The sequence below is a fragment of the Limimaricola hongkongensis DSM 17492 genome (genome assembly GCF_000600975.2).
GTDB classification, from domain to species: Bacteria; Pseudomonadota; Alphaproteobacteria; order Rhodobacterales; family Rhodobacteraceae; genus Limimaricola; species Limimaricola hongkongensis.
This window is the reverse complement of the sequence record NZ_KK088653.1, coordinates 62,501-83,591: the sequence shown is the minus strand read 5'-3', so window position 1 is coordinate 83,591 and position 21,091 is coordinate 62,501. Positions and strand designations below refer to the sequence as shown.

21 protein-coding genes, 1 tRNA gene and 2 rRNA genes (1 of these 24 only partly in view) are annotated in these 21,091 nt (G+C 68.5%); 13 read left to right on the top strand and 11 right to left on the bottom strand.

From position 1 onward, the window contains the following. The first annotated feature begins 12 nt into the window (after nt 1–12). The 8 genes from rpsP to LOKHON_RS10875 all read left to right on the top strand — a co-directional run bounded on the left by rpsP (nt 13) and on the right by LOKHON_RS10875 (nt 4,188). Nucleotides 13–375 (top strand): 30S ribosomal protein S16, encoded by a 363-nt coding sequence (gene rpsP, locus LOKHON_RS10905; RefSeq protein WP_017929176.1) that lies wholly within the window; start codon nt 13–15, stop codon nt 373–375. Beyond that, nucleotides 375–1,025, top strand: a complete 651-nt coding sequence (gene bluB / locus LOKHON_RS10900; protein ID WP_017929175.1) for a 5,6-dimethylbenzimidazole synthase — start codon at nt 375–377, stop codon at nt 1,023–1,025. Before rpsP ends, bluB begins: the two co-directional genes overlap by 1 nt. A 60-nt stretch (nt 1,026–1,085) precedes the next feature. Further along, nucleotides 1,086–1,595, top strand: a complete 510-nt coding sequence (rimM, locus tag LOKHON_RS10895) for a ribosome maturation factor RimM (protein ID WP_017929174.1) — start codon at nt 1,086–1,088, stop codon at nt 1,593–1,595. An 84-nt stretch (nt 1,596–1,679) separates the two neighbouring features. Beyond that, nucleotides 1,680–1,844: a DUF1328 family protein gene (locus tag LOKHON_RS15545; RefSeq protein ID WP_017929173.1), complete on the top strand. Its 165-nt coding sequence runs from the start codon at nt 1,680–1,682 to the stop codon at nt 1,842–1,844. Nucleotides 1,845–1,910: 66 nt separating this feature from the next. Continuing rightward, entirely contained in the window at nt 1,911–2,741 is an 831-nt protein-coding gene (gene trmD, locus LOKHON_RS10890) for a tRNA (guanosine(37)-N1)-methyltransferase TrmD (RefSeq protein WP_017929172.1), read from the top strand. A gap of 52 nt (nt 2,742–2,793) precedes the next feature. Continuing rightward, nucleotides 2,794–3,186: a 50S ribosomal protein L19 gene (rplS, locus tag LOKHON_RS10885; RefSeq protein WP_017929171.1), complete on the top strand. Its 393-nt coding sequence runs from the start codon at nt 2,794–2,796 to the stop codon at nt 3,184–3,186. An 11-nt stretch (nt 3,187–3,197) separates the two neighbouring features. After that, on the top strand, nt 3,198–3,419 hold the full coding sequence (gene rpmE, locus LOKHON_RS10880) for a 50S ribosomal protein L31 (protein WP_017929170.1): 222 nt from the start codon (nt 3,198–3,200) through the stop codon (nt 3,417–3,419). Nucleotides 3,420–3,654: 235 nt separating this feature from the next. Beyond that, entirely contained in the window at nt 3,655–4,188 is a 534-nt protein-coding gene (locus LOKHON_RS10875; RefSeq protein ID WP_017929169.1) for a hypothetical protein, read from the top strand. Nucleotides 4,189–4,245: 57 nt separating this feature from the next. Here LOKHON_RS10875 and LOKHON_RS10870 read toward each other — a convergent pair whose 3' ends face one another. Continuing rightward, nucleotides 4,246–5,517 (bottom strand): DEAD/DEAH box helicase, encoded by a 1,272-nt coding sequence (locus tag LOKHON_RS10870; RefSeq protein ID WP_017929168.1) that lies wholly within the window; start codon nt 5,515–5,517, stop codon nt 4,246–4,248. Nucleotides 5,518–5,895: 378 nt separating this feature from the next. On the opposite strand from LOKHON_RS10870, the gene LOKHON_RS10865 reads away from it, so the two are divergent. Next, complete coding sequence (locus LOKHON_RS10865) at nt 5,896–6,705, top strand: division plane positioning ATPase MipZ (protein ID WP_017929167.1); 810 nt, start codon at nt 5,896–5,898, stop codon at nt 6,703–6,705. 43 nt (nt 6,706–6,748) lie between these two features. On the opposite strand, the gene LOKHON_RS10860 is transcribed toward LOKHON_RS10865, so the two are convergent. Next, entirely contained in the window at nt 6,749–7,603 is an 855-nt protein-coding gene (locus tag LOKHON_RS10860) for an SDR family oxidoreductase (RefSeq protein ID WP_017929166.1), read from the bottom strand. 178 nt (nt 7,604–7,781) lie between these two features. Here LOKHON_RS10860 and LOKHON_RS10855 point away from each other — a divergent pair, with 178 nt between their 5' ends. Then, nucleotides 7,782–9,086, top strand: a complete 1,305-nt coding sequence (locus LOKHON_RS10855) for a dihydrolipoyl dehydrogenase family protein (RefSeq protein ID WP_017929165.1) — start codon at nt 7,782–7,784, stop codon at nt 9,084–9,086. 98 nt (nt 9,087–9,184) lie between these two features. Here the strand turns inward: LOKHON_RS10855 and glgX are convergent, their stop codons facing one another. The 3 genes from glgX to treZ form a co-directional block, all read right to left on the bottom strand. Further along, entirely contained in the window at nt 9,185–11,332 is a 2,148-nt protein-coding gene (glgX, locus tag LOKHON_RS10850) for a glycogen debranching protein GlgX (RefSeq protein WP_017929164.1), read from the bottom strand. 186 nt (nt 11,333–11,518) lie between these two features. Then, nucleotides 11,519–13,924: a malto-oligosyltrehalose synthase gene (gene treY, locus LOKHON_RS10845; RefSeq protein ID WP_017929163.1), complete on the bottom strand. Its 2,406-nt coding sequence runs from the start codon at nt 13,922–13,924 to the stop codon at nt 11,519–11,521. Continuing rightward, nucleotides 13,924–15,672: a malto-oligosyltrehalose trehalohydrolase gene (gene treZ / locus LOKHON_RS10840; RefSeq protein ID WP_017929162.1), complete on the bottom strand. Its 1,749-nt coding sequence runs from the start codon at nt 15,670–15,672 to the stop codon at nt 13,924–13,926. The genes treY and treZ overlap by 1 nt, the downstream gene beginning before the upstream one ends. Before the next feature lie 153 nt (nt 15,673–15,825). Here treZ and LOKHON_RS10835 point away from each other — a divergent pair, with 153 nt between their 5' ends. Further along, a complete protein-coding gene (locus LOKHON_RS10835; RefSeq protein WP_017929161.1) occupies nt 15,826–16,620 on the top strand; it encodes an SDR family NAD(P)-dependent oxidoreductase in 795 nt (264 codons plus the stop codon). 81 nt (nt 16,621–16,701) lie between these two features. Here LOKHON_RS10835 and LOKHON_RS10830 read toward each other — a convergent pair whose 3' ends face one another. Further along, a complete protein-coding gene (locus LOKHON_RS10830) occupies nt 16,702–17,073 on the bottom strand; it encodes a rhodanese-like domain-containing protein (RefSeq protein ID WP_017929160.1) in 372 nt (123 codons plus the stop codon). Nucleotides 17,074–17,217: 144 nt separating this feature from the next. On the opposite strand from LOKHON_RS10830, the gene LOKHON_RS10825 reads away from it, so the two are divergent. Then, nucleotides 17,218–18,354, top strand: a complete 1,137-nt coding sequence (locus LOKHON_RS10825; protein ID WP_026147555.1) for a THUMP domain-containing class I SAM-dependent RNA methyltransferase — start codon at nt 17,218–17,220, stop codon at nt 18,352–18,354. A 7-nt stretch (nt 18,355–18,361) separates the two neighbouring features. On the opposite strand, the gene LOKHON_RS10820 is transcribed toward LOKHON_RS10825, so the two are convergent. Next, nucleotides 18,362–18,742 (bottom strand): hypothetical protein, encoded by a 381-nt coding sequence (locus tag LOKHON_RS10820; RefSeq protein WP_162561795.1) that lies wholly within the window; start codon nt 18,740–18,742, stop codon nt 18,362–18,364. A 214-nt stretch (nt 18,743–18,956) separates the two neighbouring features. Between LOKHON_RS10820 and LOKHON_RS10815 the strand changes: the two genes are divergently transcribed. After that, nucleotides 18,957–19,367, top strand: a complete 411-nt coding sequence (locus tag LOKHON_RS10815) for a hypothetical protein (protein WP_017929157.1) — start codon at nt 18,957–18,959, stop codon at nt 19,365–19,367. Nucleotides 19,368–19,377: 10 nt separating this feature from the next. On the opposite strand, the gene LOKHON_RS10810 is transcribed toward LOKHON_RS10815, so the two are convergent. From LOKHON_RS10810 to LOKHON_RS10795, 4 genes are all read right to left on the bottom strand, one after another. Continuing rightward, nucleotides 19,378–19,860 (bottom strand): putative pterin-binding protein, encoded by a 483-nt coding sequence (locus LOKHON_RS10810; protein WP_026147554.1) that lies wholly within the window; start codon nt 19,858–19,860, stop codon nt 19,378–19,380. Nucleotides 19,861–20,177: 317 nt separating this feature from the next. Next, a tRNA-Met gene (locus tag LOKHON_RS10805) sits at nt 20,178–20,254 on the bottom strand. A 51-nt stretch (nt 20,255–20,305) separates the two neighbouring features. Beyond that, nucleotides 20,306–20,420 (bottom strand): 5S ribosomal RNA (gene rrf / locus LOKHON_RS10800). Nucleotides 20,421–20,530: 110 nt separating this feature from the next. Continuing rightward, nucleotides 20,531–21,091: ribosomal RNA gene (locus LOKHON_RS10795) — 23S ribosomal RNA — on the bottom strand; it runs 2,271 nt beyond the window's last position.

The window sequence follows — 21,091 nt, the reverse complement described above, 5'->3', positions numbered from 1 at the left end:
GGAGATTTCCCAATGGCCATGAAGATCCGGCTCGCCCGCGGCGGTTCCAAGAAGCGCCCCCACTACTCGATCGTCGCCACCGACAGCCGCATGCCGCGCGACGGCCGCTTCCTCGAGAAGCTCGGCACCTACAACCCGCTCCTCCCGAAGGACAGCGAAGACCGCGTGAAGATGAACGTCGAGCGCATCCAGGAGTGGATCTCCAAGGGCGCCCAGCCGACCGACCGCGTCGCGCGCATGCTCGAGGCCGCCGGCCTGTCCGAGAAGAAGTCCCGCTCCAACCCCAAAAAGGGTGAGCCGGGCAAGGCCGCCAAGGAGCGCGCCGAGAAGAAGGCCGCGCGCGACGCCGCCCCGGCAGACGACGCGGCCGAGTGATGCCGACAGGCCCGGAGCGGCCCGGCGCCTTCGCGCCGGAGTTCCGGGCCGAGCTGGCCCGGCTGATGGACCGGCGCCGCGACGTGCGCCGTTTTCATACCGAGCCCGTGGACGAGGCAGCGCTGACGCGCTGCCTCGATTCGTTTCTGACCGCCCCCTCGGTGGGGCTGTCCGAGCCGTGGCGCGTGATCCGCATCGAAAGCCCGGCGGCCCGCGCCGCGGCGCTCGCCAATTTCGAAGCGGCCAACGCCGCGGCGCTGGCTCACCAGGGCCGAGACCGCGCCGCGCTTTATGCACGGCTCAAGCTGTCGGGCATGCGCGACGCGCCGGTGCAGCTTGCCGTGTATTGCGACGAGACGACCGAACGCGGCCACGGCCTCGGCGCCGCCACCATGCCCGAAATGCGGCGCTATTCGGTGGTCGCCGCGATCACCCAGTTCTGGCTGACCGCGCGGGCCGAGGGGCTTGGCACCGGATGGGTGTCGATCCTCGACCCGGACCGGCTTGCGCGCGATCTTGCGGTGCCGCCCGGCTGGTCGCTGGTGGGCTATCTCTGCGTCGGCTATGCCCGGACGCTCGACCGCGTGCCCGAGCTGGAGGCCGAAGGCTGGGAGACGCGGCGCGGGCACCTGCCGATCGAGACGCGCTGAGGCTTGCCTTCGGGCGCGAGCTGTTGTTCCAACGCGAGGCACAGGCTTGGAGGACGAGACATGAGCGACTTGATCTGCGTGGGGCGTCTGGCGGGCGCCTTCGGCGTGCGCGGCGAGGTGCGGCTCAAGAGCTTCTGCGCCGACCCCGAGGCGATCGCCGACTACGTGCCGCTGGTCACCGATCAGGGCCGCGAATTCCGGCAGGTCGTGCTGACCGGCCAGGGCTCTGGCGCCTATACCGCCCGGATCGACGGCATCACCACCAAGGAAGAGGCAGATGCGCTCAAGGGTGTCGATCTCTTCGCGCCGCGCGACCGGCTGCCCGCCCTGCCCGACGACGAATATTACCACGCCGACCTGATCGGGCTTGCGGTGCATGACAGCGGCGGTGCGCTGCTGGGCACGGTGCGCGCGGTGCTCAACCACGGCGCGGGCGACCTGCTCGAGGTGCTGCCGCCGAACGGCCAAGCCACGGTGCTCTTGCCCTTCACGCTGGCCGCCGTGCCGACCGTCGATCTCGCGGCGGGGCGCATCGTGGCCGATCCGCCAGAGGGCCTGTTCGGCGGTTGAACACCCCGGAACCCGCGCCACCCCCCCGTGTTGGGCCGTTGAAGCGCCGGGCGTTTTCCCGGACGTCAATCGAAAGGCCATGACATGATCGAATGGATTCTCATCCTCCTCGCCATCGCCGCCGTCGCCGGTCTTCTGGGCATGGGGCGCATTTCGGGCGCCGCACTCACCGGCGCCAAGTGGCTCGCCATCATCGCGCTGGTCCTGTTCCTCCTGGTGCTGTTCGGGATCATCGGTCTCGCCGCCTGATCCGGTGCGCGCGGCCGGGCCGCCGGACCTTTCCCGGCGGCCCGCGATCGGCTAAGGCCGGATCCCATGAGCGACACCCCTCCCCCCTCCCGCGCCGCGGGCCGCCTGAGCGCCCGCCCTTCGGCGCAGCCGCGCGAGCTGATGACCGACACCCCCGATCTCGCGGGGGCCTGGACCGCGCAGGTCATCACCCTGTTTCCGCAATCCTTCCCCGGCGTCTTGGGCGAAAGCCTGACCGGAAAGGCGCTCAAGGACGGGCTGTGGCAGCTTCAGCCGATCGACCTGCGCCCTTATGGCGAGGGCCGTCACCGCAATGTCGACGACACGCCAGCGGGCGGCGGCGCGGGCATGGTGCTGCGCCCCGACATCGTCGGTCGTGCCATCGAGGACGCGAAATCGCGCGCCAAGGGCGTGACACCGGTCATCTACCTTTCCCCGCGCGGCCGTCGCTTCGACCAGGCGCTGGCGCGCGAGCTGTCACGGGCCGACGGCGTCATCCTGCTTTGTGGCCGGTTCGAGGGCGTGGACGAGCGGGTGATCGAGGAGCACGGCGTCATCGAGGTCTCTCTTGGCGATTTCGTCTTGACGGGCGGAGAGATCGCCGCGCAGGCCTTGATCGACGCCACGGTCCGCCTTATACCCCGCGTGCTGGGGAATCAGGCGTCCACGGAGGAGGAATCCTTCTCCCACGGTCTCCTCGAGCACCCGCAATACACCAAGCCCGCGCTCTGGAAGGGTCGTGCGATTCCCGAGGTTCTTCTCTCGGGCCATCACGCGAAGATCACCGACTGGCGCCGGGAAATGGCCGAAAGGCTGACGAAAGAACGGCGACCTGATCTCTGGCGGGCGTATTGCGAGGATCGCGATGCGGACCCGGGTGAAGACCGAGAGCTCTGAGGTTGCGAGCAACGTCGCGGACATAACCGCGAGCAATCAAGGAGTGACAGGCATGGACCTGATCGCACAGCTCGAAGCGGAGCAGATCGCTTCGCTGGGAAAGACGATTCCCGACTTCAAGGCCGGTGACACCGTGCGCGTCGGCTACAAGGTGACCGAGGGCACCCGCACCCGCGTCCAGATGTACGAAGGCGTCTGCATCAGCCGCAAGAACGGCCACGGCATCGCCGGCTCGTTCACCGTGCGCAAGATCTCGTTCGGCGAAGGCGTCGAGCGCGTCTTCCCGCTCTATGCGACCAACATCGATTCGATCGAGGTGGTGCGTCGTGGCCGCGTGCGCCGCGCGAAGCTGTATTACCTGCGCTCGCGTCGCGGCAAGTCGGCCCGTATCGCCGAAGTCAGCAACTACAAGCCCAAGGCCGACAAGGCCGCGGCCAAGGCCTGAGGAGCGCCGACATGAAAGCGGACATCCATCCCGACTACCACTTCATCGACGTCAAGATGACCGACGGCACCGTCGTCAAGATGAAGTCCACCTGGGGCAAGGAAGGCGACCAGCTGTCGCTCGACATCGACCCCTCGGTGCACCCGGCCTGGACCGGCGGCTCCTCGCGTCTGATGGACGCCGGCGGCCGCGTCTCCAAGTTCAAGAACAAGTACGCCGGCCTCGGCTTCTAAGAGCCCCGCCCGTACGAATCGACAGGCGCCGCCCCTCGGGGCGGCGCTTTGCGTTTGTGGCGCAATTGCGGCGCGATCGGGACGCCAGCCCCCGCGCAATGGCTCCGCCCCGCATGACAATGGCAAAACCCCGCCGGAATATGGCAATTTTCGGGCAACAATCGGCACCTAATTGTGTCGCGACGCGTTCGACCCTGCTAGACCATGACAAATATGTCTTTTCAGGGGCCTTCAGATGCAACAGTCCGGCGCGCATGCCTTTGGCGACAAGGCCTACCTGATCGACCACGTCGAGATGATGCGCATCCTTGGCCGCGTGCCCCCGGTGGAGCCGCGCGGCCGCCATGAAAAAGCCACGATGGGCCGCGCCGCCTATGGCATGCACAAGGCTGCGTCCCGGCCCCGCCCCATGTCCGGCGATGCCGGGCAGCAGCCGCGCTGGAACGAGTTCCGACAGCCCCACCGCGAAACGCCGCAGCGCGAGGTCTGGGCGCTCATCCCCAACGCGCAGCTGGTTTCACAGGCGCAGGCCGAGGGACGCGGCGCGGCCTTGGTGGCGCAGTGGGACGCGCTGACCCGCAGCGCCCCGTGGTCGGACATCGCCGCCGCCTTCGGGGCGGCGCAGGCGGCGCGTCCGGGCGGCGCGCTGGCGGCCAAGCACCGGGCCCGCGCGGCCTCGGGCGGGTTCGACATCGTCACCGCGGATCAATGCGTGGCGCTGCGCGCGCGCCTGTTGGGGGCCACCGGGCACGTCGATCTCGACCTCTGATCCCGGCAACCGTCGCCCCGAACGAAAACGCCGCCCCGAGGGGCGGCGTTTCGCGTTTCAGGCCGCCTTGCGGGCGGGCCTGCGGCGCCGCGCGGGGCGCGCGCCCGGCTTGGCCGCGCCATCGGGCTTGGCCCCGCCCCCGCCGAAACGGCGACCGCCGCCGCCACCGCCGCGACGGCCCTTCTTTTCGGGCTCGACCGGGTCCCAGCGGGTGCCGGAAGCGACCGGGATCGCGGCCTTCATCGCCTTTTCGATGTCCTTCAGCTCGCCCATCTCGTCGGGCGCGCAGAGCGCCACGGCGCTGCCATCGGCGCCCGCGCGCGCGGTGCGGCCGATCCGGTGGACATAGTTCTCGGCCACGTTCGGCAGTTCGTAGTTATAAACGTGGCGCACGCCGGGAATGTCGATCCCGCGCGCGGCGACATCGGTGGCGACCAGAACGCGCACCCGGCCTTCGCGGAAATCGCGGATCGCCCGCTCGCGCTGGCCCTGGCTCTTGTTGCCATGGATCGCGGCGGCGGCAAAGCCGGCGGCGGAAAGCTGCTTGGACAGCTTCTCCATGCCGTGCTTGGTGCGCCCGAAGACCAGCGCCAGCTCGTCGCGGTGCTGGTCGAGCAGCTCGGTCAGAAGCTCGGTCTTGGCGGCCTTGGCGACGAAATGGATCGACTGGTCGATCTTGTCGGCGGCCTTGCCCGGCGGGTTCACCTGCACCCGCACCGCATCCGTCAGGTAGGCCGAGGCCAGCTCTTCCATCTGTTTCGGCATGGTGGCCGAGAACAGCATGGTCTGCCGCTCTTTCGGCAGCAAGGGCGCGATCCGGCGCAGCGCGTGGATGAAGCCCATGTCGAGCATCTGGTCGGCCTCGTCGAGCACGAGGAACTCGGTCTGGCTCAGGTTCACGGCGCGGCGGTCGAGCAGGTCGATCAACCGGCCCGGCGTGGCGACGAGCAGCGAGCAGCCGCCCTCCATGCGCTTGATCTGGCCGTTGATCCCGGCGCCGCCCACGACCAGCACGGTCTTGAGATGGCTGCCCTTGGTATAGGCGGTGAGGTTGTCGGCGATCTGCTTGGCCAGCTCGCGCGTGGGCGCCAGCACCAGCGCGCGCGCCGATTTCGGCGCGGGCTTGCCGCCCGACTTCATCAGCCGGTCGATCATCGGCAGGCCGAAGGCCGCGGTCTTGCCGGTGCCGGTCTGGGCAAGGCCCATCACGTCGCGGCCGTTCATGGCGTGCGGAATCGCCTGGGTCTGGATCGGGGTGGGGTCGGTGATGCCCTGCTCGGCGAGGGCGGAAACGAGACGGGGCGCGAGCCCCAGCATGTCGAAATCCATGTGCATCCTTGTAAGCGGCGCGCCGGGCGCGTCGCGGCATGGGGCGCCGGACCCGCGCATGCGGGCTGGCGGTCGGGTTGCGCCCTTGCGCTCACGCGGGGCCGAATGCCCACGCGCCGACAGGACGCGGCCCCTTGCGTGAAATGGGAACCGGAAGATCCGAGGCGGTGCGGGCGCCAGCGCAGATCCTGCGGGGGCGGCGCGGCTGCTCACGCGGGCCATGCGCTTTCGGGTCTCAGGCGCAGATGGACCCGAAAGCCGCACAAGTCAATGGGTGCGGCCCCTTCCACGGCCACGGGACTTGCGCGGTCCCGCGCCATCCCCTACCCCGGAAAGCGATGCGGATACGGCCTCTTGCGGCCGGAGGGGACGGAACACGTGGCGCATATCATCGTCGTCGGCAACGAGAAGGGCGGAGCGGGCAAATCCACCGTGGCGATGCATGTCGCCACCGCGCTGGCGCGGATGGGCCACAAGATCGGCACGCTCGACCTCGACCTGCGGCAGAAATCGCTCGGCCGCTACATCGAGAACCGCCGCCGCTACTGTGAACGCGCCGAGCTGTCTCTGCCCACGCCCGCGCATGTCGCGCTGCCCGACATCGACGCGAGCACGCTGCAGCCCGGCGAGAACCTCTCCGATCACCGGCTGTCGGCCGCCGTCGCCCAGCTCGAGGATGACAGCGATTTCATCCTGATCGACTGCCCCGGCAGCCACACACGGCTCAGCCAGGTGGCGCATTCGCTGGCCGACACGCTGGTCACGCCGCTCAATGACAGCTTCATCGACTTCGACCTGCTGGCGAAGATCGACAATGACGGCGAAACGATCCTCGGCCCCTCGGTCTATTCCGAAATGGTCTGGAGCGCGCGGCAGCTGCGCGCGCAGGCCGGGCTTGACCCGATCGACTGGGTGGTGCTGCGCAACCGGCTCGGCGCGCAGCAGATGGTCAACAAGCAGCGGATGGAAAGCGCGCTCAACCGGCTGTCCGAGCGGATCGGCTTTCGCCCGGCGCCGGGCTTCAACGAACGGGTGATCTTCCGCGAGCTGTTTCCGCGCGGGCTGACGCTTCTGGACCTGCGCGACGTGGGCGTGAGCAATCTCAACATCTCCAACGTCGCGGCCCGGCAGGAGCTGCGCGACCTGATGCGCGCGCTCGACCTGCCGGGCGTCGAGGTGGATTTCTGATCCAGCGATGAAAAGGGGGCCAATTGCCCCCTTGCGGCGATGTTCAGGCGCCGACGATCTTGCCGCCATTGGGATGCAGCGTCTGGCCGGTGAAATAGCTGCCATCCGACGAGGCGAGAAACAGATAGGCCGTCGCCACCTCCCAGGGCTGGCCGGGCCGACCCAGAGGCGTGTTGGTCCCGAAGCCCTCGACCATCTCAGGCGGCATCGAGCCGGGGATGAACGGCGTCCAGATCGGGCCCGGCGCCACGGCGTTGACGCGGATGCCCTTCTCGGCCAGCGCCGAGGACATGGAGCGCGACAGCGCCAGGGTCGCCCCGCGCGTGGTCGAATAGGTGACGAGCCCGGCATTGCCTTTGAAGGCGTTCACCGAGGTCGTGTAGACCACCGCGTCGCCCTCCTTCAGATGCGGCAGCGCCGCCTGCGTGACGAACATCGGGTGCATGATGTTGCTGTCGACCGTGCGGCGCAGCCGGTCTTCGGAGATGTCCTCGAGCCCGTCATCGAGCCATTGCTGCGCGGCGTTGACGATCAGCACGTCGAGCTGGCCATAGCGCTCCACGGTCTTGGCGACCGCCGCCTCGCAATGCGCCTTCTGCCCCAGATCGCCCCGGATGAGCAGCGCCTCCGAGCCCTCCGCCTCGACCAGGCGCCTGGTCTCCTCGGCGTCGCGATCCTCTTCGAGATAGGCGATGGCGAGCTTCGCGCCTTCGCGCGCGAACAGCACCGACACGGCGCGGCCGATGCCGCTGTCGCCCCCCGTGACGAGCGCCACCTTGCCCTTGAGCTTGCCGACGCCGGGATGGCGCGGGGTGTAGTCCGGGGCGGGCTGCATTTCGTGCTCGTTGCCGGGCATGTGATCCTGGGATTGGGCGGGCATGTCGGTCTTGTCGGTCATGGGGTTTCTCCCTGTTCGCACCGTCGGTTCCCGCGTCAACGGGACCGCCGCCGCCCGGTTCCGGCCCCGTACGCTCCGTGACAGCGACGATCCGCCGCCCCGGCCATGAGGCGGGCGCGCGGAACCGGTCCAGCGCGCCCCCGGTTGCCCCGTGAACCGCCAGCGCAAGGAGACGCCCATGGATACGGAGTACGACGCGATCGTCATCGGCGGAGGATCGGCGGGGCTGTCCTTCGCGCGGCACGCGGCGGGGCTGGGGCGCAAGATCGCCCTGATCGAGCGGGCCGAGCTGGGCGGCACCTGCGTCAATCGCGGCTGCGTGCCGAAAAAGATGCTCTGGACCGTCGCCGACGCGCTGCACCGCGGATCGGGGCTGACGCGCGCCGGGCTGCTCGGGGCCACGCCGCCGGTCGACATGGAGCGGCTCTGCGCGCGGCGGGGCGACAAGCTGGCAGCGATCCGGCAAAGCTATCGCGACAAGCTGGGAGAGGCGGGCGTGACGCTGATCGAGGACGTGGCCGAGTTGACCGCGCCGGGCGAGGTCACGATTTCGGGGCGCAGGCTGCGCGCGCCGCGCGTCGTGCTGGCCACCGGGGGCCGGCCGGTGAAGCCCGACATGGAGGGGGCGCATCTCGCCTGCGACAGCGACGCGGTGCTGAACTGGACCGCGCTGCCGCGCTCCATGGCGATCATCGGCGGTGGCTATATCGGCTGCGAAATGGCGGCGATCCATGCGGCCTTGGGCGTGCGGGTGACGCTGGTGACCGACACCGACCGGGTGCTGACCGAATTTTCGGAGGCCGCCGCGAAGGTGGGACAGGCGAACATGGCCGCGCAGGGCATCCGCATCGTCACCGGCTGCACGCCCGAGGCGGTGCGCGAGACGGATGACGGGTTGGAGCTGGTGCTTGACGCCGACACGTCGCTCGCCGTCGAGAAGGTCGTGGCCGCCACGGGGCGCGCGCCGAACCTCGAGGCGTTGGGCGGGCTCGCGGAGCGCGTGGCGGCCACCGACAAGGGCGTGCTGAAGATCGACGAACGGTTCGAGACCTCCCTGCCCGGCCTGCACGCGGTCGGCGACTGCGCCGACCGGCTGCCGCTGACGCCGGTGGCGTCGGGCGATGGCGAGACGCTGGCGCGGCAGCTTTTCGGCACGCACCGCCCGCCGGTCGATCTGCGCCACGTGGCGACCACGGCCTTCGTGCTGCCGCCCGTGGCCGAGGTCGGCCAGCCTTCGGAGGCGGCGATCTTCGAGCAAAAGACGCTGTCCCCGCTTTCGGCGGCGCTGCGCGCCGACGCATCGCAGGATTATTACGGTCTGGGCGGATCGGAGAGCGCCGTCACCTCGGTTTCGCTGGTGGCCGAGGGCGCGCATGAAGCGATCGCATGGGCCGCGCAGATGCTGTTGCATCGCCCCGACCGCGACACGATGCGACGGGCGCTGGGGGTGCACCCCTCGACATCCGAGGAGGTGATGGGCTGAAACGTGTCCGCCGGGCGCCCCCTCCTGAACGCAAAGGCCCCCGCATCGGACGATGCGGGGGCCTTGTTCTTTGAAGTCGATGCGTGGCCCGGCACGCCTCAGGCGTCGTCCTCCGCTGCCTGCGATGCCGCCTCACCGGCTGCGGGGGCCTCTTTGTCCACCCCGGCTTCCGGGTCCGGCACCCAGACCACGACCGACTGCCAGCCTACACCGACAAGACCCTGCTCGGGCAGATCACAGCGCACCGGGTCGAGCGTGGTGTCGATGGCGCGGCGCCAGCCGCCCTTGGGCAGCTTGAATTCGCAATTGTCGCCCGAGTTCAGCACGACGAGCACCTCGCGCCCCTCGGCATGAGGCACCAGCCGCATCCCGAAGCAGTCGAGATCGGGGTTCTCCCAATCGCCCGGCTCCATGGCCCGGCCTTCCGGGTGGCGCCATGTCACGGTGGGACCGCCATCGGGCGCGTCCTCGGGCGCGCGGGCGAAGCGCAGCCGCGCGAGACCGCCCTCGGCCTTGCGGAAGGCCATGAGGTCGGCCACCGCGCGGGTGATCTCCTCGCGCCCGTTTTCCCAGTCGAGCCAGGTGGTCTCGTTGTCCTGGCAATAGGCGTTGTTGTTGCCGCCCTGGCTCTGGCCGAAATCGTCGCCGGCGAGCAGCATCGGCACGCCCTGGCTCATCAGCAGCGTGCCGAGCATCGCCTTGACCCGCCGCACCCGGCTTTCGGTGACGGTCTCGTCGTCGGTCGGCCCCTCGACGCCCATGTTGTCGGACAGGTTGTTGGAATGGCCGTCCTTGCCGTCCTCGCCATTCGCCTCGTTGTGCTTGTCGTTGTAGGACACCGTGTCCCACAGCGTGAAGCCGTCATGCGCGGCGAGGAAATTGATCGAGGAGGTCGCGGGGCGGTGGCTGTGGTTGAACTGCACCGGCGAGCCGGTCAACCGTTCGGCCATCGCGGGCACGAGCCCCTTGTCGCGGCGCCAGAAGGCGCGGGTGTCGTCGCGCGCCTTGTCGTTCCACTCGCGGAACGGCCACGGAAACCCGCCGACCTGATAGCCGCCGTCACCGATGTCCCATGGCTCGGCGATCAGCTTCACGGTGGAGAGCACCGGGTCCTGCCGGATCGCGGCGAAGAACGAGCCCTCGCGCTCGAAGCCCAGCGCCTCGCGGCCCAGCGTCGAGGCGAGATCGAAGCGGAAGCCGTCGACATGCATCACCTGCACCCAGTAGCGCAGGCTGTCGAGCACCATGCGCAGCACCATCGGATGCTCGACGTTGAGCGTGTTGCCGGTGCCGGTGGTGTCGTAGCTGTGGCGTTTGTTGTCGGGCGACAGCAGGTAATAGGAGGCGTTGTCGATGCCGCGGAACGACAGCGTCGGGCCCATCTCGTTGCCTTCGCAGGTGTGGTTGTAGACCACGTCGAGGATCACCTCGAGACCGGCGGCGTGGAACTTCTTCACCGCCTGCTTCACCTCGCGGTAGAAGCCCGACTTGAGATAGGGCTTGTGCGGCGCGAAGAACGAGAGCGTGTTGTAGCCCCAGTAATTCGACAGCCCCTTATCCGCGAGATGCCCGTCATTGGCAAAAGCGTGGATCGGCAGCAGCTCGACCGCGCTGGCGCCGATGCGGGTCAGGTGGTCGATGAAGGCGTCCGAGGCGAGGCCCTCGAAGGTGCCGCGATCTTCTTCCGGCACGTCGGGATGGCGCATGGTCGCGCCCTTCACGTGGGTTTCGTAGATCAACCCGTTCTGCCAGCGGCGGCGCAGGGCCGAATCCGCCTCCCAGTCGAACTCGGTATCGACCACGACGCCCTTGGGGACGAAGGGTGCGCTGTCGCGCGGGTCGGGGCCTTCGGTGTCGTCGCCCGGCTGGGTATAGCCGAACAGCGCCGGGTCCCATTCGAGATCGCCCTTGATCTCGCAGGCATAGGGGTCGAGCAGCAGCTTGTTGGGGTTGAAGCGGTGGCCCTCCTCGGGCGCCCAAGGCCCGTGGACGCGGTAGCCATAGACCTGCCCGGGGCCGATATCGGGCAGGTAGCCGTGCCAGATGCCGCCCTCCATGCGGGGCATGTCGAGGCAGGCGATCTGCTCGCGGCCTTCGTCATCGAAAAGGCAGAGCTGCACAGCCGTCGCGTTGTCGGACCACAGCGCGAAATTGGTGCCGTAGCCGTCGTAATTCGCGCCCAGCGCGTCCGAGCGCGAGGCGGCGATGTCGAAGGCGGGCAGGTTCGGTTGGATGTCCTTGGCCATCAAGTTGTCTGAACTCCGTGGCGGCGTCCGATCAGGACGGCGCGGATGACCGGCGCGGGGAAGCGCGCCGGAGGGATGAAAATCGGGATGCGGGCACAGGCATTGGCCCCTGCACGGGATTTGGAGGCTCATGCCCGAACGCCGCAGCCGGGCCGGGGTTCCACCCGACCGGCCGACCCGGGCCGTTCAGCCGACGGACGGCACCCAGTCGAGACGCAGCGGCGCATCGCGGTCGGCCTCGTGACGTGGCCAGACCGGGTCACCCTCCGGGGCGTCGGACAGCGGGTGGCCCTGCCGGTCGATGCGCAGTTCCAGCCGACCCTCGGCGCCCTCGCGGATCAGCAGAAGCTGCCCCCCGGCCGGGGCTTCGACGCGCGTCTCGGCGGTTTCGAAGAACCCCGGACGCTGGCGGCGCAGCGACAGCCCCGCGCAGATCAGCCGCGCCTTGCGGCCCGCGAAGCTGTCGAGATCGGGCGCGCCGTCGGGCGACGCGATGTCGGGATCGGCGGCGCCGGGGATCTCGTCCAGCGACACCTCCCCCGCGAAGCAATCGGGCGCGCCGCGCGTGGCCAACCGGGCGATGGCGCGGAAATCGACGGCCATGCGGTTGTCGGGATCGGTGAGCTGGAACGCCCCCACCTCGGTGCCCTGATAGATGTCCGGCACGCCCGGCATCACCAGCTTCAGCCCCGCCTGCGCCAGCGACAGCGCCTCTCCCCGGGCCATGAGCTGCGCCGCCCCCGCGGGCAGTTCCGCGCCCCAGCTTGCGGCGAGCGCGGCGGCAAAGCGCTGCGCCGCGGCTTCGGCCTCGGCGTTTTGATGGGTCCAGGTGGTGACCTCCTTGGCCTCGCGCATCGCCTTTTCGACGTGCCGGCCCAGCCTGTCGGCGACGTCGCCGCGCCCCTCCTCCCACATCGCCAGAAGCGTCTGCAGGATGTACCAGCGCAGGTTCGGATCGATCTCTTGCGCGCCGTCGACATCCTCGCTGTGCTCCCACAGCGCGAGAAAGGCCTCGGGCAAATGGCTGATGGCGACGAGCCGCATCCGCGCATCCTCGGACCGCTTGGTGTCATGCGTCGAGGTGAGCGTCATCTCGGACGGCGCGCGGCGTTGCAGCCAGCCCGACAGCGCCTCGGCGGTCATGGTGGGTTCATCGGGATCGGCGCCGACCTCGTTGGCGGCGATGTAGCGGTTCCAGCGAAAGCCCGCCGTGTCCTCATGCGCCTTGGCCAGAAGCGCGCCGGTGACCTGCTGGAACCGGCATTGCAGCGCGCGTTCCTCGGGCGTGTCGGGGTCGATCAGGTAGCCGGCGATGCGCTGCACCGCCGCGTCTGAGCGCAGCCCCTCACCGGCCTCGGCGGCGACCTTGTCCATCAGCGCGCGATCCTCGTCCGAGGGGGCCTCATCGCTTGCGAAATAGGTGCGATAGCGCGGAAAGGCCACGAGCAGGGCGATGATCGCCTCGCGCAGCGCCTCGTCACCGATTTCGAGCGCATCCTCGGGGCCCACGGCCACCCGCGCCATGTCGATGAGCTGGTGCAGCTCGGCCGCCAGCTCCTGGCGGATCACCTCGTGCTTGGCGGTCAGGAGCGCGTCGTGAAAGCTGCCCTCGCGCTCGGTTTCGCGGCGCCAGACCTCGTCGAGCCGTCCCAGCCCCTCGGCATCGGTGAGCACGCGCGAAATGGCGCGCGCCGCCTCGTAGCCGGTGGTGCCCTCGATCGGCCAGGAGGCGGGCACGGTTTCGTCGCCGGTGAGGATCTTCTCGATCCAGACCGGAGTGTCGCCGACACGATCCCGCAGCTGGCGCAGATAGGCGGCCGGGTCGGCGAGCCCGTCGATATGATCGAGCCTTATGCCCTGCACCAGATCATGCTCCAGCAGATCGAACAGCAGCGGGTGCATGTCCTCGAACACCGCCTCGTCCTCGACCCGCATGCCGATCAGCCCGGTGACGTTGAAGAACCGCCTGTGCGTGACGCCGTCGCGCTCGTATTCCCAATGCGTCAGCCGCCAGGGCTGGGCGGCATGGGCGTCTCGGATCGCCTGCGGATCGCGGCGCATCTCCTCGGAGGGCAGCGTGCCCTGCGCCATCGGCACGGCGAAATGCGCGGTCGCGAGCTGCGGGCCGCTGTCGCTGTCCTCCAGCCGGAAGGCGCCCGCCTCCAGCATGTCCTCGAACGGCTCGCCGAGAAACGGCAGCACCAGGCGCCCCTTGGCCCAGTCGATGTCGAAATGCCGCGCATGGCGCGAGGATTGCCCGTGGCGCAGCACGTCGCGCAGCCACGGATTTTCGAGATGAAACGCGGTGTGGTTCGGCACGATGTCGAGAATGATGCCAAGACCCGCGGCACGGGCGTCGCGCGCCAGCGCCTCGAACCCTTCGCGCCCGCCCAAGCAGGGGTCGATCTCGGTCGGGTCGGTCACGTCGTAGCCATGGGTCGAGCCCGAAGCGGCGGTGAAGATCGGCGACAGGTAGAGATGGCTGATCCCGAGACCGGCGAGATAGGGCACCAGCCGCCGCGCCGTGTCGAAATCGACGCCCTCGCGCAGCTGCAGGCGATAGGTGGCGCGGGGGAGTGTCGGGGCGGTCATCAGTGGGAACTCACGGTGAGGGAAAAGGCAAAGGGGTCGATGGCCGGATCGCCGATGGCGATATCCTGCGGCTCGGGGGCGGGTGGCGTGTCGGGGGGCGATCCGAGATTGACCTGCATGACGATGTTCCCCTCGGCGAAAGGCCAGCAGGCCGACAGCGCGCGCGGCCCGGTGCGGGTGACGCGGGCGGGCCCGGCCCGGCCCGACTTCATGCAAGGCACGATGCGCGCGGCGCGCAGCGACAGCAAGCGCCGTGTGAGATCGCGCCAATGCGCCATCCGCTCGGGATCGCCACCGAAGGGGCGCGACCGCTCGAAGGTCTCCTTGGCGTTGGGGTCCGGCACCTCGTCGCCGAAGCTCAGGAAGTCCTTGAATTCCCTCTGCCGCCCCTCGCGGGTGAGCCGCGCCAATTCGCCGTCGTGATCGCAAAAGAACAGGAAGGGCGCGGTTTCGCCCACCTCTTCGCCCATGAACAGCATCGGGATGAACGGCGCGGTGAGCAGCATCGCATGTGTTACCTCGACCCCGCGCGGATCGGCCAGGGTGATCAGCCGGTCGCCCAACGCCCGGTTGCCGACTTGGTCGTGGGTCTGGTTGGAGTTGACGAAACCGGTCCATGGCAGGTGCCCGGCGGGCCGCCCGCGCCGGGTGTCGCGGCCATGGCGGGGCTGGCCCTCCTCGACATGGCCGCGGGTCAGCGCCAGCACCAGATCGCCGATCGGGTCATGCGCGAAGGGGGCGTAGTAACCTTCGTTCTCGCCGGTCAGGGCGGTGTGCACCGCGTGGTGGTAGTCATCGTTCCAGCTTGCGGCATAAAGCCCGGTATCGCGCAGTTCGGGCTCGTTGCGTTCGTCCTCGGTGATGAGATGCACGGGGCGCTCGAAGCCCTGCGCCCGCACCCGTTCGCCCAGCTCGACCAGCACGTGATGCGGCGAGGGATCGACGATCTGGTGCACCGCGTCGAGCCTGAGCCCGTCGAGCCGGTAGTCGCGCAGCCAGTAGAGCGCGTTCTCGATGAAGAAGGCGCGCACCGCCGGTTTCGTGAAATCGATCGCCGCCCCCCATGGGGTGTGGCGCGCCTCGTCGAAGAACTCGGGCGCATAGGCGTGCAGATAGGCGCCATCGGGGCCGAAATGGTTGTAGACCACGTCGAGGATCACCATCATTCCGGCAGCCTGCGCCGTCTCCACCAGATCCTGCATGTCCTCGGGCGTGCCATAGGCCGGGTGCGGCGCATAGGGCAGCACCCCGTCATAGCCCCAGCCGCGCGCGCCCTGCCATTGGCCCACCGGCATGATCTCGATCGCGGTGATGCCGAGATCGGCAAGCGCCTGCATCTTCTTCGCGGCGGCCTTGAAGGTGCCTTCCGGGGTGAAGGTGCCGACATGCATCTCGTAGATCACGGCCTCGTCCCAGGCGCGGCCCTCCCACGGCGTGCCCCAGCGCCGCGCCGCCGGATCGGCCAGCACCGACGCGCCGTGCACGTCGCCCGATTGGTGCCGCGCCGCCGGGTCGGGGCGGCGTTCCCCGTCGATAACGAAGCCGTATTCCTGCCCGGCCTCGGCCTTGGCCGACAGGCTCCAGAAGCCGTCATCGCCGCGCTGCATCGGCGTTTCGGCCCCGTCACGCCAAAGCGCGACGGTCTTGGCCGACGGTGCCCAGAGGCCGAAGCGCCAGCGCCCCCCGCCCTCGGGCGTGGCGCCCCAACGATTGCCTGATGCGGTCGCCCGCTTGGTGTCCTCGGTCATGTCGGTCCTCTTTGCCCCTGCAACGCGAACCGGGCTGCCGGGGCAGCGGTTCCATGCGGTGCGGCATTGCGCCCCGGGAACCGGAACCTGCGCCGGTCCTTGTATCGCCGACGGGCCCTGACCGGCCCACCCCAGCCAGGAACGGAACATCGCATGGATCTCGGCATCAAGGGCAAACGCGCGCTCATCACCGGCGGATCGGGCGGCATGGGCATCGAGGTGGCCAGGCTTCTCAAGCAGGAGGGGGCGCATCCCTTTCTCACCGACATGGACGAAGACGCGCTTCGAAAGGCCGACGCGGCGGTCGGCGGCGCGGCGGGCGTCATGGCCGCGGATCTCACCGATACCGGCCAGATCGCCCGGCTCAAGGAGCGGCTCGCAGAGGAAGGCGGCTGCGACATCCTCGTCCATGCCGCGGGCGTCACCGGGGCCAAGGGCGATCCCCTGGAGATGACCGATGACGACTGGATGGAGGCGTGGGAGATCGACTTCATGTCCGCCGTCCGGCTGAGCCGGGCGCTGGTGCCCGGCATGGTCGAAAAGGGCTGGGGCCGGGTGGTGTTCGTGACCTCGGAAAACGCGGTGCAGCCCTATGCCGACGAGGCGGTCTACAACGCGGCCAAGGCGGCGCTTCTGAACTTCACCAAATGCGTGTCGATGCCCTATGCGCCCAAGGGCGTGCTGTTCAACACCGTCTCACCCGCCTTCATCGAGACGCCGATGACCGACGGCATGATGGAAAAGCGCGCCGACGAGCTGGGCGTGAGCATGGACGAGGCGATCGAAAGCTTCCTCAAGGAAGAGCGCCCCTTCCTGACGCTGGGCCGCCGCGGCCGGGTCGAGGAGGTCGCCCCGGTGATCGCGCTGCTGTGCTCGGACCGCGCCAGCTTTACCGTGGGTTCGGCCTACCGGGTCGATGGCGGCTCGGTCGGGGCGATGAACATCTGACGCGCCGCCATCCGGCAGGCACCCGGATGAAAAAGGGGCCGCGCCCGATGGCGCGGCCCCTTTGCCGACCGGTCCCGAAGATCACTCCTCCATCGGGCCGCCAGCCTCCTTCCAGTCGCCGATGCCGCCGATATTGGTGACATGCGCGAAGCCCATCTCCTTGAGCGTCTTGCCCGCAAGCGCTGCCTGCCCGCCCGCGCCGCAGACGAGGTGGATGTCGGCCTCCTTGCGGAATTTCGGCTCGTGGAACTGGCTGTTCTCGTCGGCCATGAACTCGATGAAGCCGCGCGGCGCCCGCAGCGCGCCCGCGATGGTGCCGGTCTTGGCGATCGCCGCCGAATCGCGCACGTCGACGAAGAGCGCGTCGCCGCCATGCTTCTTGATCGCCTCATCGGCCGGGATGCGCGTGACCTGCGCGTTGGCCTCGTCGAGATAGTCCTTGGCGGTTTTCATGGAAGCCCCCTGAATTGATGACGATATGCCCCCCTCGCGGGAGGCTGCCCCGCGACACCTAGCCTTCCCCCTCCCCCGCGCAAGGCGGCGCGGGTCACGAGATTCCCGTCGCGGCGGCGCAACAGAGCGGCTATGGAGGCGGCCATGACCCAGACCCCCTTCGAGATTTTCCTTCAGGCCCCGCCCGGCCTCGAACCCCTGCTGGCCGAGGAGGCCCGCGAACAGGGTTTCGCCGCGCCGAACCCCGTGCCCGGCGGCGTCGTCACGCAAGGCGGCTGGGACGAGGTCTGGCGCGCCAACCTGTGCCTGCGCGGCGCGGGCCGGGTGCTGGTGCGGATCGGCGGCTTCATGGCGTTTCACCTCGCGCAGCTCGACAAGCGGGCCCGCAAGTTCCCCTGGGGCGAGCTTCTGCGCCCCGGCGAAGCCGTGCGGGTCGACGTCACCTGCCGCCGCTCCAAGATCTACCATGCGGGCGCGGCGAAGCAGCGGATCGAGACGGCGCTCGCGGCCTTTGGTGCGGTCATCGCAGACGACGCTGAAGAGACGGAAACCGACGAGGCGCCGCTGACCCTCAAGGTGCGGATCGAGGACAACGAGGTCATCTTCAGCCTCGACAGTTCCGGCGTGCCGCTGCATCGGCGCGGCACCAAGCAGTTCGTGGGCAAGGCGCCGATGCGCGAAACGCTGGCCGCGCTGTTCCTGCGCGCCTGCGATTACAGCGGGCAGGAGCCGGTCTACGACCCGATGTGCGGCTCGGGCACCTTCGTGCTGGAGGCGGCGGCGATCGCTTCCGGTGCTGCCCCCGGACTGTCGCGCCAATTCGCCTTCGAGCGGCTGGCGAGCTTCGACGCCGCGCGCTGGCAGGCGCTGCGCGATGCGCATGCGGGCTCGACCCCGCCGGAACAGCGCTTTGTCGGATCGGATCGCGATGCGGGCGCGGTGGCCGGGGCCAATGCCAATGCGCAGCGGGCCGGTCTGGGGGATGTCGCGGCGTTCCACCACGCGGCGGTCAGCGACGCCGCCCCGCCCGACGGCCCCCCCGGGCTCGTCATCGTCAACCCGCCCTATGGCGGGCGGATCGGCAACAAGAAGCTGCTTTACGGCCTGCATGGCGCGCTGGGCGACACGCTGCGCCGCAACTTTCGCGGCTGGCGCGTCGGCATCGTCACCAGCGAAGCGGGGCTGGCGCGCGCCACCGGCCTGCCGGTGACGCCATGGGGACCGCCGGTGCCGCATGGCGGGCTGAAGGTCACGCTGTTCACCGCCCCGCCAATCGGCTGAGCCGCGCTCAGGCCGCCTGCGCCATCTCCCGCGCCGTCGCGCGGGCGGCCTCGCCCACCGCCGCCGAAGACGGCGCTCCGAGCAGGTCGGCGGGGCGCGCCCCACCAAGCAGCGTGCAGCCGGTGCCGAGCCATCCCACGATGGCCGCCTCCCCCATCACCGGCCGCAGCGCCACGATCACCTTGCGCATCTCCAGCAGCGGCAGCCCCGCCGCATCGAACTGGCACACCGGGTAAAGCACGTCCTCCTCATCGCGATACCCCACGATCCGCCCGGTCTCGCGCCACGACGCGGCCAGCCACGCCCCGAGCGGCACCCAGCGCCGCAGCCGGGCCGTCACCCCCGCCGCATCCGTCATTTCGAGATCTCTAGGGCCGGTTGCCGTCATCTTGCGCTCCTCCTGCACACGGAGATAGCGGCGCCTGCAACCGCGTAAAGAGAGCGATTGCGTACAAAGCAACCAATGCGAGTACTCCGTCCGGTCGCCCTTCGGGCTGAAGTCGGTGCATGACGCCCAACGCGCGCGCCGGTTCGGCCCCGGGCTATGCGGCGCCACGCGAAAGGTGTTCAATGAAGGCACCCTTCCTGCGGAGGATGCGATCATGGCCTCGATCCGGTTCTGGCTGGATCAGCTCTCGGATGATCGGTTTCGCCGGACGCTCGGCACCCGGCTCGAAGCGATCGCGACCGAGATCTTCACGGTGCTGCGCTGGGGCCTGCTGGTCGGTCTGGCGCGGCTGATCGCCATGGAGACCGGTCTTTGGGGATTTCGCGCGCTGCACTGGGCGCTGTCGGCGCTGTTGTTCGTCTATCTGGCATCGGTCTTCATGCTGCGCCCCGAGATCCCGATCTTCGCGCGCACCGACACCCGCCGCAAACGGCTGATCCAGACCGGCGCGAACCACGTCATCTGCATGGCGGCCTTCATGGCCGCGATGGCGGCGATCGACGCGCTGGCCGATGCCGCGGCAGGGATGCGTCTGGTGAAGAACCTCGGCATCGACCCCGGCTGAGCCAGCCGGATCAGTCGCCCAGTTCGAGCGTGTCGAGCTGCCAGATGCTGCGCGCTTCGATCTCTTCGCCGCGATAGGCCGGGTCGCTGTCATAGGGATAGACGATCCAGTACGGCCCCATCATGTCGGCGTCCAACGGCACGCCATCCATCTCGTAGGCCACGATCGGACCTTCCGGCACCGCGTCGGAAACGGGAATTTCGACGGCGTAACCATCCCGCGCAACCGCCCGGATGGAGTCGCCCTTCTCGCCCAGAACGCCAAGCAGATCGACCAGCGCCACGCCGGTGAAGCGGCTGACCCCGTCGGTCCAGACCGTGCTGGTTTCGAAGCTGGAGACGGGCATGTCCTTGAGCGCCGCGAGATCGAAGGTGACCACGCTGTCGCCGCGCAGCGTCAGGTCCATGGCTGCTGGCGCGGCCTCCTGCGCGACGATCGGCGCCGGAAGGGCCAGCGAAAGACAAAGGGCGACGAGCAAACGAGGTCGGGTCATGGCCAAAACTTCCCAAGTGAAAACGTTGGGCGGATTGAACAGCAGAAGAAGCCCCGGAGCCAATTCCCAGAGCTCTCTCGGGGAAGGTTTGCGAGATTCGTGGCGCGGAGGCCTCAAGCCGCGCGGTTTGCGTGAGGCACGCGCCTGACGGTCGGTCTTCATCGATGCTTTGGGGAAATCTGGTTGCGGGAGCAGGATTTGAACCTGCGCCGGGGCTCCGCCCGCCAAGGCCTGAACCGCTCCCCCGGAGCGTTTCCGAGACGGCCTTGGCCCTTCAGGTTATGAGCCTGACGAGCGCGGTGTCGATGTGGGAGTATTGGTTGCGGGAGCAGGATTTGAACCTGCGACCTTCAGGTTATGAGCCTGACGAGCTACCGGGCTGCTCCATCCCGCGACAGGATGTTTTGCATCGTTCAGAGAGAATGTTTGTGATGTTCTTTTCTAGGTCTGGCGGTGACTTACTCTCCCACGTCTTGAGACGCAGTACCATCAGCGCGACGGCGCTTAACGGCCGAGTTCGGAATGGGATCGGGTGTTTCGCTCGTGCTATGGCCACCAGACCGAGAAAAGAACATCTCAGCGGCCCGTCCCGTTCGGGGGGGCCGTCGTTCCAGGTCGTACACCGTGTTTTGCGTGTATGCTTTCGGATCCAGCCTTGCTGTTTCTGGATCGGATCAAGCCTATCGGACCATTAGTATCGGTCAACTGAACGCATTGCTGCGCTTACATCTCCGACCTATCGACGTGGTGGTCTACCACGGTCCTCGGGGATACCTTGTTTTGAGGGGGGCTTCCCGCTTAGATGCCTTCAGCGGTTATCCTGTCCGATCATAGCTACCCTGCACTGCCGTTGGCACGACAACAGGTCCACCAGTGGATCGTTCACCCCGGTCCTCTCGTACTAGGGGCAACTCCTCTCAAGTATCCTACACCCACGGAAGATAGGGACCGAACTGTCTCACGACGTTCTAAACCCAGCTCACGTACCTCTTTAAATGGCGAACAGCCATACCCTTGGGACCTGCTCCAGCCCCAGGATGAGATGAGCCGACATCGAGGTGCCAAACACTGCCGTCGATATGGACTCTTGGGCAGTATCAGCCTGTTATCCCCAGCGTACCTTTTATCCGTTGAGCGATGGCCCTTCCACTCGGGACCACCGGATCACTATGGCCGTCTTTCGACTCTGCTCGACTTGTCAGTCTTGCAGTCAGGCTGGCTTATGCCATTG